General features: G+C 31.9%; 11 protein-coding genes. 10 read left to right on the forward strand and 1 reads right to left on the reverse strand.

Annotation, left to right across the window (positions count from 1 at the left end):
- Nucleotides 1–68 precede the first annotated feature (68 nt).
- The 8 genes from ABDZ69_RS05610 (at nucleotide 69) to ABDZ69_RS05645 (ending at nucleotide 10,784) form a co-directional block, all read left to right on the forward strand.
- Nucleotides 69–1,025, forward strand: coding sequence for an aromatic acid exporter family protein (locus ABDZ69_RS05610; protein WP_343767529.1), 957 nt, complete (start codon nucleotides 69–71; stop codon nucleotides 1,023–1,025).
- 5 nt (nucleotides 1,026–1,030) lie between these two features.
- Complete coding sequence (locus tag ABDZ69_RS05615; protein WP_343767532.1) at nucleotides 1,031–1,933, forward strand: ribonuclease Z; 903 nt, start codon at nucleotides 1,031–1,033, stop codon at nucleotides 1,931–1,933.
- A 97-nt stretch (nucleotides 1,934–2,030) separates the two neighbouring features.
- Nucleotides 2,031–2,924 carry a M28 family peptidase gene (locus tag ABDZ69_RS05620; RefSeq protein ID WP_343767535.1) on the forward strand — a complete coding sequence of 298 codons (894 nt, stop codon included), beginning with the start codon at nucleotides 2,031–2,033 and terminating at the stop codon, nucleotides 2,922–2,924.
- 186 nt (nucleotides 2,925–3,110) lie between these two features.
- The gene (locus ABDZ69_RS05625; protein WP_343767537.1) at nucleotides 3,111–3,572 is read left to right on the forward strand and encodes a MarR family winged helix-turn-helix transcriptional regulator; all 462 of its coding nucleotides are present in this window, start codon (nucleotides 3,111–3,113) and stop codon (nucleotides 3,570–3,572) included.
- Nucleotides 3,569–5,296 carry an ABC transporter ATP-binding protein gene (locus tag ABDZ69_RS05630; RefSeq protein ID WP_343767540.1) on the forward strand — a complete coding sequence of 576 codons (1,728 nt, stop codon included), beginning with the start codon at nucleotides 3,569–3,571 and terminating at the stop codon, nucleotides 5,294–5,296. Before ABDZ69_RS05625 ends, ABDZ69_RS05630 begins: the two co-directional genes overlap by 4 nt.
- A complete protein-coding gene (locus ABDZ69_RS05635; protein ID WP_343767543.1) occupies nucleotides 5,293–7,155 on the forward strand; it encodes an ABC transporter ATP-binding protein in 1,863 nt (620 codons plus the stop codon). Before ABDZ69_RS05630 ends, ABDZ69_RS05635 begins: the two co-directional genes overlap by 4 nt.
- 92 nt (nucleotides 7,156–7,247) lie before the next feature.
- The gene (locus ABDZ69_RS05640) at nucleotides 7,248–8,975 is read left to right on the forward strand and encodes an ABC transporter ATP-binding protein (protein WP_343767546.1); all 1,728 of its coding nucleotides are present in this window, start codon (nucleotides 7,248–7,250) and stop codon (nucleotides 8,973–8,975) included.
- Nucleotides 8,976–10,784, forward strand: a complete 1,809-nt coding sequence (locus ABDZ69_RS05645) for an ABC transporter ATP-binding protein (protein ID WP_343767549.1) — start codon at nucleotides 8,976–8,978, stop codon at nucleotides 10,782–10,784. It abuts the gene before it with no gap.
- 10 nt (nucleotides 10,785–10,794) lie between these two features.
- On the opposite strand, the gene ABDZ69_RS05650 is transcribed toward ABDZ69_RS05645, so the two are convergent.
- Nucleotides 10,795–11,337, reverse strand: coding sequence for a flavodoxin domain-containing protein (locus ABDZ69_RS05650; RefSeq protein ID WP_343767551.1), 543 nt, complete (start codon nucleotides 11,335–11,337; stop codon nucleotides 10,795–10,797).
- A 157-nt stretch (nucleotides 11,338–11,494) separates the two neighbouring features.
- Between ABDZ69_RS05650 and ABDZ69_RS05655 the strand changes: the two genes are divergently transcribed.
- Together ABDZ69_RS05655 and ABDZ69_RS05660 are read left to right on the forward strand one after the other, a co-directional pair.
- Nucleotides 11,495–11,701 carry a DUF1657 domain-containing protein gene (locus ABDZ69_RS05655; protein ID WP_343767553.1) on the forward strand — a complete coding sequence of 69 codons (207 nt, stop codon included), beginning with the start codon at nucleotides 11,495–11,497 and terminating at the stop codon, nucleotides 11,699–11,701.
- Nucleotides 11,702–11,714: 13 nt separating this feature from the next.
- A complete protein-coding gene (locus ABDZ69_RS05660; protein WP_343767555.1) occupies nucleotides 11,715–12,575 on the forward strand; it encodes a DUF421 domain-containing protein in 861 nt (286 codons plus the stop codon).
- Nucleotides 12,576–12,582: the final 7 nt, after the last annotated feature.

Raw genomic sequence — 12,582 nt, forward strand, 5'->3', positions numbered from 1 at the left:
TTTAATTAACTAAATCCTTCAAATAAAGTATAATTATATGTAATAATCATTAAAAAGGGGATTTTTTTATGAAGTTTATAGGATTTAGAACTTTGAAAACTGGCATAGGAGCGGCTCTTGCAATAATAATTGCAAAAGAACTTGGCTTAGAATATGCTGCTTCTGCCGGTATAATTACAATTTTAAGTATTCAAAAAACAAGAAAAAAGTCCTTTAAAATTGCTTTAAGAAGGATAGGAATATGTATATTAGCATTAACCATTGCTATAATTCTCTTTGGAATATTTAGCTATAATGAAATAATATTTGGAGCTTTTTTGTTAATATTTATACCTCTAGCGGTTAAATTTAATGGAGAAGACAGCATTGTAGTTAGTTCAGTGCTAGTTTCTCATTTGTTAGTAGAAAAGTCTATAGAACTCCCTTTGATTTGGAATGAACTAGCTCTTATGTTTGTAGGAGTTTCAGTTGCTTTAATTTTGAATTTTTATATGCCAAACCTTGAAGAAAGAATAAAAGAAGAGCAAGTTTTTATTGAAAATGCCATAAAAGAAATTTTGCTTAGAATGGCTGAGGTGATGAGAGGGGAAAATATCTGTGAAGAAGGAGATGTAGTATTTACAAGCCTTGAGGATAGATTGCGTGCAGCTCGTAAGCTTTCATATATAAATTTAAATAATAATTTTATAGCAGACGAAAGTTATTACGTGAAATATATGGAGATGAGAATGAGGCAACTAGCTGTATTAAAAGATATGAGAGAGCATTTTAGAGATGATTTTGCTAACTATGAGCAAGCAATAATTATGGGGAATTTTACTGATAAGGTAGCCAGTTCTATATATGAGGAAAATTCAGCAGAAGGCTTGCTTAGTGATTTGTATAAATTAAGGGAAACCTATAGAAATATGGAATTACCAAAGTCTCGTGAAGAATTTGAAAGCAGGGCTTCTCTATTTCAATTTTTGAATGATATAGAACAGTTTTTAAAAATAAAAAATGAGTTTATAAGAGAAATTAGGTGAGTTTAATGATAGATATAACACTGTTAGGATGTGGAGGAGGTATGCCCATGCCAAAAAGGTATTTATCTTCCCTACTTATAAATTATAGGGGAAGTAAAATACTTATAGATTGTGGTGAAGGCACTCAAGTATCAATGAAGATACTAGGCACAGGATTTAAAACTATAGATATTATATGTATAACCCATGGTCATGGAGATCATACAGTGGGACTACCAGGGCTTTTAGCTACCATTGGTAACAGTGGAAGAACAGAACCTTTAACAATTATAGGACCTGAGGGGATAAGAGAAATAATAAAGGGTATTAGAGTTATAATTCCTTATCTTCCTTACGAAATAAATATAATAGAGAATCCTAAAGAAATAGTTGAAGTAGGTGATATAGCAATTTCCGCTATGGAGCTTGAACACTCAATATCTTGCCTAGGATATAGCTTTTATGTAAAAAGAAAGGCTAAATTTAATGTGGAAAAAGCTATAGAAAATAATATTCCTAAGATTTTGTGGAGTAAGCTACAAAAGAATGAGAAGGTTATCTACGAAGGTAAAACCTATGAGGCGAATATGGTTTTAGGAGATGAAAGAAAAGGAATTAAAATAAGTTATATCACAGACACAAGACCAATTCTTCCTATAGTAGATTTTATTAAAGAAAGTGATCTATTTATATGTGAAGGAACCTATGGAGATGAAGAAGATTTACATAAGGCAATAAAAAATAAGCACATGACTTTCAGTGAAGCGGCAAAGCTTGCAAAAGAGGGGGAGGTTTTAGAACTTCTACTTACCCACTTTAGTCCTGCCATGATAAATGCTGAAGAATATAAGAAAAATGCTACAGAAATTTTTAGAAATACTATAATTGGTGAAGATAGGCTTGTAAAAAGACTTAACTTCAAGGAGTAAAAACACATTCTTAATTCTTGCTTAAACTTTATTTTAATATAATATATCATATATTATAAATGATATACTAGAATAAAAACTATTAACGAGGTTAGGGATGGGAAGTTATTTAGAAAATATAAAAAATAAAATTATAAGTAATTATGGAATTAGATTTTTTCCAAAGCAAAAGAAAAAGTTTAGAGAATTTATAATGAATGAATTAAATAGTTTAGATCTTGAGTGTGAAGAAATAAATGGAAACATGGTAGCTGGAAATGTGGAGGAAGCAGAATATATTATTACTGCCCACTACGATACCCCAGGCATTATGCCTCATTGGATGAACTATATTATAAAATATTTCGGACATACTAGACAGTTAAGCTTTAGTATTTTAATTGTTATTATGTTTTTTTTATTACATTATTTCCGCTTATACATAATAAATAATATACTTTTTCTATGGATTTTATTTATATTTATACCTAATAAAAATAATTATAATGATAATACATCAGGGGTGCTTACTCTATTAAATATAGCTCATCAAATATCTATGAGCAGTGAAAAGGAGTATTTAAAGGGGAAGATAGCTCTAGTATTTTTTAATAATGAAGAATGGGGATTATTAGGTTCCGCTGCCATGAAAAAGTATTGGTTAAAGAATAAAATATCCTTAGAAGGAAAGAAAATTATAAATGTTGACTGTGTTGGAGTTGGCGACATGATAATGCTTACTCATGGGGAAAAAAGCAATTTGGTAGAAATATTACAAAACACATTGAAAGATTCATCTAAAGGAAAAGAGATTGTAAAATATAAGTATAAAGTTATACCTCTCTCAGATGAATATAACTTCAAAGAGCATAATATAACAGGTATAATCTTTTGCAATAAAACAAAAGTTCCAGGAGGATATTATATCCCTTATGTACACTCATCAAAGGATAAAATAGTAGAACTTGAAAATATAAATTGGCTTACTAGAGAAATAATTAAATTAATTTAATAAGGTGAAAAGCTAGGATTATTCTTAGCTTTTTTATGTTTATGTTTAGGTGGCTAATTAAAAATAAATATAGAATCATGTTAACAAATTGTTATCATATCATATACATTAAAGTTATTGACTATGAAAAAAGAAAGTGATATTATTATAAATGCTTAGTCGACTAATTAATTTGGAGGTGAGTTCATGGAAAGTTTTAAGCCCGATTCTTTATATCATATTTTTGCGCAAGTTATAAAACTTCATTTTAATCGCACTCATCAATTACTTGAGAAAATCGGAGTATATCCAGGGCAACCACCTTTACTCATTGCCCTTCATATAAAAGATGGTAGAAGCCAAAAGGAGTTGGCTGAAAGACTTAAAATAAAACCAGCCACAATAAACATTATGGTGAAACGAATGGAAAAGGCAAACATTGTAAGGCGTTGTCAAGATGAAGAAGACCAGCGCATTATAAGAGTGTACTTAACAGAAGAAGGTAAAAAAACTTGTAGAGAAGTTTTTGAAATCATGAAAGGCTTAGAGTCTGAATGTTTTAGTAATTTTACAGCAGAAGAGGAAGTTTTGCTTCGTAGATTATTTATGCAAATGAAAGATAACCTAACTAAGGTAGTTGACAAAAAAGATGGAGATGATTGTTTATGATTAAATTGTTCAAGTTTTTAAAGCCATATACAGCATCAATAATAGCTGTACTTGTACTAGTGTTTTTCCAATCCTTATCTGAATTATATCTTCCTACGTTAATGTCAAATATAGTTGATACAGGCATAGTTAAAGGAGATACAAATTACATTCTAAAAGTAGGAGGGATAATGTTACTTGTTGCAGCTGCAGGTACTATATGCACAGTTTTTGCAAGCTTTTTATCATCAAAAATTGCAACAGGTTTTGGTAAAATTTTAAGAAATAATGTTTTTTCAAGAGTTGAAAGTTACTCACTAGAGGAGTTTGATAAAATAGGAACCTCTTCTCTTATAACAAGAACTACCAATGATATTAACCAAGTTCAGCAAGTCATAATCATAATACTTCGTATGATGGTTAGTGCACCTATGATGTGTATAGGTGGTATTATTATGGCAGTATCAAAGGAACCTAAATTATCATTAATAATTGTTGCTGTAATTCCAATTCTTGCAATTTCCATTTTTATGGTAGTAAGAAAAGGAATACCGCTATTTAAAATAATGCAGACAAAACTTGATAAGTTGAATCTTGTTTTACGTGAAGGACTTACAGGGATAAGAGTAATTCGCGCATTTAATCGTGATGATCATGAAAAGAAGCGTTTTAATGAGGCGAACTTAGATCTTACAAGTACTGCTATTAAAGTAAATAAAATAATGGCAGCTCTAATGCCTGTAATGATGTTAGTTTTAAACCTTACAACAGTAGCAATAATTTGGTTTGGTGGTAAAAGAATAGAACTAGGTTACATGCAAGTTGGAGACTTAATGGCATTTATTCAATATGTTATGCAAATAATGTTCTCCTTAATTATGGTTTCTATGATGTTTGTGCTAGTACCACGTGCTTCAGCTTCAGCTATTAGAATTAATGAAGTATTAAATATCGTTCCTCAAATAAATGATCCTGAAGAAGGTAAAGTTTCAAAAGGCAAAAGAGGTTATGTAGAATTTAGAAATGTTACATTTAGTTATCCAGGAGCAGGCGAACCAGCAATTAAGAATATTTCTTTCAGTGCAGGACCAGGAGAGGTAACTGCTATCATAGGGGGAACAGGTTCGGGAAAATCAACAATGATTAACCTTATTCCAAGATTCTATGATGTAGATAGTGGAAATGTTTTAGTCGATGATATAGATGTTAGGGAAGTATCTCAAGAAGATTTAAGGGAGAAAATTGGCTTTGTTCCTCAAAAAGCAGTTTTATTTAGTGGAACCATTGAAGAAAATATAAGATATGGGAAAGAAGATGCTTCAAAAGAAGAAATTATACATGCTTCAGAAATAGCTCAGGCAACAGAATTTATAGGAAATATGCAAGATGGATTTAATTCTGTAATTGCTCAGGGAGGTACTAACGTATCTGGAGGACAAAAGCAACGTTTATCTATTGCCCGCGCACTGGTTAGAAAACCAGAAATATATATATTTGATGATAGCTTCTCAGCTCTCGATTTTAAAACCGATGCAAAATTACGTGCAGCATTGAAAGAAGAAACAAAAAACTCCACTATGATTGTAGTTGCACAAAGAGTAAGTACTGTTATGAATGCAGATAGGATTATAGTTTTAGATGAAGGTGAAATTGTAGGAATGGGTACGCATAGAGAGCTTTTAAATAACTGTGGTATATATCGTGAGATTGTATCATCACAGCTTTCAGAGGAGGAGTTAGTATGAGCGAAGAGCAAAAACAAAATAAAGCCTCTAAAGGATTTGGAAGAGGCCATGGACCTGCAATGGGGATGCCTGTAGAAAAGGCAAAGGATTTTAAGGGAACATTAAAAAGATTGCTAGGATATTTAAGACCGCGTTCACTTCAAATAGTGACAGTGTTTTTAATGGCAATCCTTAGTACTACCTTTAGTATTCTTGCACCTAAAATAATGGGTAAAGCAACCACTAAATTGTTTATGGGAATTATGATGAAGCTAAAGGGAGTACCAGGAGCGAGCATTGATTTTGACTATATACTTAATATTCTATTAGTATTGGTAGGGCTTTATATTGTAAGTGCATTGTTTAGCTATATTCAACAGCTTATAATGGCTGGAGTTGCTCAAAAAACTGTTTTTGATATGCGTAAAGATGTAAGAGATAAACTTTCGCGTCTACCACTAAAGTTTTTTGATTCTCGCACTCATGGGGAAATATTAAGTCGTGTTACAAATGATGTAGATAATATAAGTACTACACTGCAACAAAGCATTACGCAACTTATTACATCTATCGTTACTATAATTGGAATTCTAATAATGATGTTTACTATAAGTCCTTTAATGACTTTAATTGCTTTAGTTACCTTGCCTTTATCGGTTATAGTAACTAAAGGAATAGCATCTCGTTCACAAAAGTTTTTTAAGGCCCAACAAAAGTCTCTAGGAGAACTTAATGGCCATGTGGAAGAAATGTATACTGGTCATAAAATTATAAAATCTTTTGGACATGAAGAAAAGTCTATAAGAGAATTTAAAGAAATCAACGAAAAACTCTATGATGCAGGTTGGAAGGCTCAATTTGTTTCAGGCATTATAATGCCACTAATAACTTTTGTAAATAATATTGGATATGTAGCTATATCAGTGGTTGGAGGAATACTGGTAACTAAAAGATCCATTGAAATAGGAGATATTCAAGCTTTTATTCAATACTCAAAACAATTCACTCAACCAATAGTTCAAACTGCCAATATTGCAAATATCATTCAATCTACAGTAGCATCAGCAGAACGTGTTTTTGAATTGTTAGATGAAGTTGAAGAGATTGAAGATAGTCCATATGCACAAGTTATAGAGGAGGCTAAAGGAAATGTAAGATTTGCCAATGTAGATTTTAGTTACAAAGCAGATACTCCGCTTATTGAAAACATGGATATAAACGTAAAAGAAGGGCAAACCATAGCTATTGTAGGACCAACGGGAGCGGGTAAAACTACCCTTGTAAATCTACTTATGCGCTTTTATGAAATAAATGATGGAGTAATTACCATAGATGGTATAGACATAAGGGAGTTAAAGCGTGAAGATTTGCGTAGCATGTTTGGTATGGTGCTTCAAGATACTTGGTTATTTAATGGTACAATTAAAGATAATATAGCTTATGGACGTAAAGATGCTAGTGAGGAAGAGATAATTGGAGCTTCTAAGGCAGCTCACTCACATCATTTTATTAGAACTCTTCCAGAAGGCTACGATACAGTGTTAAATGAAGAAGCTTCTAATATTTCACAAGGGCAAAAACAGTTATTGACTATTGCCCGTGCAATACTGGCAGATCCTAGAATATTAATTCTAGATGAAGCCACAAGTAGTGTGGATACCAGAACAGAGGTGTTAATTCAAAAGGCCATGACAGAACTTATGAAAGGCAGAACAAGTTTTGTTATAGCTCATAGATTATCAACTATACGTGACGCTGATTTAATTCTTGTTATGAATGAAGGAAGAATTATTGAGCAAGGTAACCATGAAGAACTATTAGAAAAAGGTGGTTTCTATGCAGATTTGTATAATAGCCAATTTACAGGAGAAGCTGTTTAATTAGGAATAAAAAAGGGAATTTTCTTTAGAGGGAAATTCCCTTTTTCTATGATATAATCTATGATATAACATTAAAAAGAGAGGAAATTATAGTGGAGTTTTTAAATAAATATATTAAATTATATTGGAAAAAGTATGTTGTCGTATTAATATTTTTAATATTTGATGCTACCTGTGATCTGCTACAACCTACTATAATGTCTAAAATTATTGATAAGGGAGTAGCGGCAAAAGATATAAATTATGTTTTTAAAATGGGAGGGGTAATGCTTTTAATCACAGCTCTAGGAGCTCTATCTGCCATTGCTCGCAATATTATATCCAGCAATGTATCTCAAAGTTTTGGAACGAAACTTAGAGGGGACCTTTTTAAAAAAATACAGAGTTTTTCCTTCCAAAATATTGATAAATTTCAGGACGCATCTCTTATGACTAGGCTCACTAGCGATGTAAATGGAGTGCAAAATTTTGCTCATGGAATGATGAGGATATTTGTGAAGGCTCCAATTTTGTGTATTGGAAGTATAATTATGGCCACCATGTTAAATCCTTCTATGGCTTTGATACTCATTGGAGTAGTGCCTGTCATAGGGATAATAATACTTATAAACATGAAGTTAAGCTATCCTTTTTTCGTGAAAATACAAAAGTCCTTAGATAGGGTAAATGGTGTAATGAGAGAATATTTATCTGGTATAAGAGTGGTTAAAGCTTTTAATAGATTTCACCATGAAAAAAATCGTTTTTCAGAGGTGAATGAAGAATTAACTTCAGTATCTATTAAAGGTATGAGGGTAATGGCAATTTTTAATCCAGCTATAGCGCTAACGGTAAATATGGGAATAATACTACTTCTTTGGTTTGGTGGATTAAGAGTAAATAGCGGTGAAATGCAAGTAGGACAGATAATTGCTTTTACCAATTACATGACACAAATTTTATTTTCTCTTACTATGATGTCCTATGTGTTTACAATGTTCATTAAGGCCAAGGCCTCGGCAGAACGCATTGGAGAGGTTTTTTCTGAGGAAAATAATATAAAAAATAAAGAAGGAGCTAGAATTCTTAAGGAAGCTGTAGGAGACATTGATTTTCAGGATGTTACCTTTTCATATTATGGTTTAAAGAGTGAACCGTTACTTAAAAATATCACTTTTAAGGCACTTCAAGGAGAAACTCTAGGAATTATAGGATCTACAGGTTCAGGGAAGAGTACCTTAGTCAATTTAATTCCTAGATTTTATGATATAAATTCAGGAGTTATAAAGATAGATGGTATAGATGTTAAAGATATAAATATAAAAGATTTGCGAGAAACCATAGCTATAGTTCCTCAAAAGACAATGCTATTTACAGGAAGTATTTTAGACAATATAAAATGGGGAGACGAAAAAGCTAATTTGGAAGAGGTGGAGGAAGCAGCTAAAATTTCTGAGGCCCACGATTTTATATCCTCTTTTAAAGAAGGGTATAATACCATATTAGGACAAGGTGGAGTAAACCTTTCCGGGGGACAAAAACAAAGAATTTCTATAGCCAGAGCATTGATAAAGAAGCCTAGAATTCTGATTTTAGATGACTGTACCAGTGCTGTAGATGTAGTTACAGAAGGAAAAATAAGAATGGGACTTAAAAGATATTTAAAGAAAACTACCTGTATATTAATTGCTCAACGTATAACTTCTGTCATGGGGGCTGATAGAATAATAGTTTTGGAAAATGGTTCTATAGTGGGAATGGGCACTCATGAAGAATTAATGAGTAAGTGTGAAATTTATAAAGATATATTTCGGTCTCAAATAGGAAAGGAGGAGATTTAAATGCAAAATAGAAGAATTTCTCGTCCTAGTAACAAACCTATTATTAAGCCTAAAAACTTTAAAGAAACCCTCCTTAGATTATGGTATTACTTTGGGAAAGAAAAGACATTACTTCTAATAACCTTTTTTCTTACAATAATAAGTTCTGCTCTTGGTCTTGCAGTACCTTATTTAATTGGAAAGGCAGTAGATACTATTTCCTTTGGAAAAGGCCTTGTTCATATTAAAAATTTGAAAATAATTGTAGGGATTTTAATTTTTACATATTTAGTAGATAACCTTATAATCCTTCTCCAAGGATGGTTCATGGCGGGAATATCTCAGAGAATAGTTTTAAGTTTAAGAGAAACCCTCTTTGGAAAATTGCAGAAACTTCCCATAGTATTTTTTGATAGTAATACTCATGGTGAAATTATGAGTAGATTATCCAATGATATTGAAAATGTCAGCACCACCATATCACAATCCACTGTTCAGCTAATGAGTAGCTCTATAAATATAATAGGAGCCTTTTTTATGATGGTCTTTTTAAGTCCACTACTCACTTTGGCTAGTATAATTACCATGCCTTTAGTTATTTTAGTAACTAGCAACATAGCTAAAAAAACTAAGGTTTTATTTAAAGAGCAACAGGTAATCTTAGGGAAACTAAATGGACATATTGAGGAATCTATATCGGGTATACATGTAGTAAAAGCTTTTAATCGTGAGGAAAAAATTAATGAAGAGTTTGATGAAATAAATAAAAAGTTATTTGAAGTAGGATTAAAGGCACAAATTTGGACTGGATTTATTATGCCTTTAATGAATGTAATTAACAATATTGGTTTCGCAGTAATAGCATTAATTGGGGGTGTTTTAGGAGTAAAGGGGCTAATTAGCGTAGGAATAATAGCAAGTTTCTTAAGCTATTCAAGACAATTTACAAGACCTTTAAATGATTTAGCCAATATATTTAACACACTACAATCCGCTGTAGCAGGGGCTGAAAGGGTATTTGAAACCTTAGATGAAAAAGAAGAAGATAAAGATTTATTAGGTGCAAAAAAATTAGAAAATGTAAAAGGAGAAGTGGCTTTTGACAATGTAACCTTTGGCTACAGAAAAGATGTACCTGTAATAAAAAATATAAATTTTACCGTACAGCCAGGGAGTAATATTGCTTTGGTGGGTCCCACAGGAGCAGGAAAAACCACCATCGTTAATTTACTTACTAGATTCTATGAGGTATCAGAGGGGGGGATTTTAATAGATGGAGAAAATATTAAAAATTATACAAGAGATAGCTTGAGAAAATGTTTTGGAATGGTACTTCAAGATACCTACCTTTTTTCAGGTACAATTAAGGAAAATATTAAATATGGGAAAGTAGATGCAACAGATAGTGAAATAGAGGAAGCTGCAATGATGGCCAATGCTCATGATTTTATAAAAAGATTATCCCAAGGTTATGATACTTTACTTGTGGAAGGAGGAGTGAATTTAAGCCAGGGTCAAAGACAGCTTTTAGCTATTTCCAGGGCAATACTTTCCAATCCTTCAATATTGATATTAGACGAAGCCACCAGTAGCGTAGACACTCGTACAGAACTAAAGATACAAGAAGCTCTCTTAAAACTTATGAATGGAAGAACAAGCTTTATAATTGCTCATAGACTTAGCACCATTAAGGACGCAGATGTGATTATGGTGATTGATAATGGGGTAATCGTTGAGAGTGGAAGTCATAGTGAACTTATAGACAAAAAAGGGGCTTATTATAGTCTCTATGAGAGTCAATTTAATCAGATAAGGACATGGGATATTTAACCATGCCCTTTTATTTTTCAAGGCTTTTAATATAGGACACTAAGGGTTCTATTGTATTTATATCTGTAAAGTCAACCTTAGCTCCATATGTTGATAACATCTCTTTATCTTCTTCTGATAATTCTTCTGGTTTCTTCTTAGATACCATTGTTTTAAGCATTGCCATCATAGATTTATGAAGAAAATTTAATTCCTTGTAATCAATTCCTCCGCGAAGGTGGAAAAACTGTATTTTTTTACGCATTTCTTTAGTGCAGTTCTTTTCAATAATTGGATTAAAAATGGATTTATCACCGGTAGAAGCAAGTCCTACAGTAAAAATAATGAGGTTCTTATTTTTAAGAGTTTCAAAGTTTTTAGTAATAAGAGATACTCCATTAATGCCACTGGCATATAGCCCTCCGCCAAAGACTATTGTGTTATATGAGGATAGATTTTCGATTTTCACGTCTGAATGCTCAAGCAAGTCCCCGCTCAGTTCTGCAGTTATCCACTCTGCATATTTTTTTGTACTACCATATTTTGACTTATATATAATTGCTACATTGTTCATAAATATCCCCCCTAGTTAATTATATTATAATGCCATTAAATGGTTAAGTAAATTATTTGTTGTATTGTACAAAAGAAAAAAATAATGAATAATTGGTATACTTTTATCAACATTTGAAAATAATAGGTTTAGTTACGTATCTAAGGAGTTGATATTAATGACGGTAGGTTCAAAAGTAAAGGGAACATTAGCTAGTCTAAAGGGAATTGAAAGTACGCTAAGAATTTATTCTCTTCAAAGCAGAAATGAAGAAGAAAGACTAGTTTATAAAGAAGAGTTACAAACAGTAGAATCAGTTATAAAGAATATAGAGGATAGACTAAAAACATTAGAGTTTGAAGAACCGCAATATAAAGGAAATTAGGGAGGAATAACATATGCAGAGCTGGATTATAGTGCTTTTAAGAACTGTAATTTTATTTTTTTTAACCTTAATTATAATTAGAATTATTGGCAAAAGTAGCTTATGGAAGACAACACCCTTCAAATTTGTAAGCTATATTGTCATTGCTATTATTGCCTCCGTAGTTTCCTTAGGATTAATACCAAATATAACATTTGGTTTTATTTCTTTAGCAGTGTGGATTCTATTTTCCATAGCGCTGGATTATTTATCGCTAAAAAGCAAATGGATTCATGATTTTATAAATGGAAGGGAAACGGTATTAATAAAAGACGGCAAGATTATGGAAGAGAATCTAATGGAAATAAGATACTCCGGTGAAGAGCTACTAAGAGAACTACGATCAAAAAATGCATTCAATTTGGCGGACGTCGAGTTTGCAGTAATGGAAACAACAGGAGAGATTAATGTTTTATTAAAATCAGATAAGAAACCAATCACTCCCCATGATTTGCAAAGGAAAGTTGCTCCGGTATCTGAACCACGAACTGTAATATTGGATGGAAATATTTTGGATGAGTCTTTAACCTCTGTAGGATTAAATAGAGAATGGCTTAAAGTTCAACTATCGAATTCTGGAGTATCACTAGATAACGTATTTATTGGTCAAGTAGATTCTTCTGGAGATTTATATATAGACTTATTTGATGACTCAATAGAAGTTACACAACCTCAAGTTAAAGAAATGCTTTATGCAACTATCTCAAAGGTTCAGGCGGATCTTATTACTTTTTCCTTAGAAACAGATAATTCAAAAGCTAAGAAAATGTATTCAGAAAATGCTCATAGAATGAAGAAAGTTATGGATAAATTAGAACCATATTTATTACGATAGAAGGTGT

It is taken from the genome of Clostridium malenominatum, from assembly GCF_039521365.1.
GTDB classification, from domain to species: domain Bacteria; phylum Bacillota; class Clostridia; order Clostridiales; family Clostridiaceae; genus Clostridium_AW; species Clostridium_AW malenominatum.

Excerpts from the sequence above, each read along its gene's own strand:
- ABDZ69_RS05645 (WP_343767549.1), top strand. The coding sequence starts at position 8,976 with ATGCAAAATAGAAGAATTTCTCGTCCTAGTAACAAACCTATTATTAAG.
- ABDZ69_RS05610 (WP_343767529.1), top strand. The coding sequence starts at position 69 with ATGAAGTTTATAGGATTTAGAACTTTGAAAACTGGCATAGGAGCGGCT.
- ABDZ69_RS05660 (WP_343767555.1), top strand. The coding sequence starts at position 11,715 with ATGCAGAGCTGGATTATAGTGCTTTTAAGAACTGTAATTTTATTTTTT.
- ABDZ69_RS05655 (WP_343767553.1), top strand. The coding sequence starts at position 11,495 with ATGACGGTAGGTTCAAAAGTAAAGGGAACATTAGCTAGTCTAAAGGGA.
- ABDZ69_RS05620 (WP_343767535.1), top strand. The coding sequence starts at position 2,031 with ATGGGAAGTTATTTAGAAAATATAAAAAATAAAATTATAAGTAATTAT.
- ABDZ69_RS05625 (WP_343767537.1), top strand. The coding sequence starts at position 3,111 with ATGGAAAGTTTTAAGCCCGATTCTTTATATCATATTTTTGCGCAAGTT.
- ABDZ69_RS05650 (WP_343767551.1), bottom strand. The coding sequence starts at position 11,337 with ATGAACAATGTAGCAATTATATATAAGTCAAAATATGGTAGTACAAAA.
- ABDZ69_RS05635 (WP_343767543.1), top strand. The coding sequence starts at position 5,293 with ATGAGCGAAGAGCAAAAACAAAATAAAGCCTCTAAAGGATTTGGAAGA.
- ABDZ69_RS05630 (WP_343767540.1), top strand. The coding sequence starts at position 3,569 with ATGATTAAATTGTTCAAGTTTTTAAAGCCATATACAGCATCAATAATA.
- ABDZ69_RS05615 (WP_343767532.1), top strand. The coding sequence starts at position 1,031 with ATGATAGATATAACACTGTTAGGATGTGGAGGAGGTATGCCCATGCCA.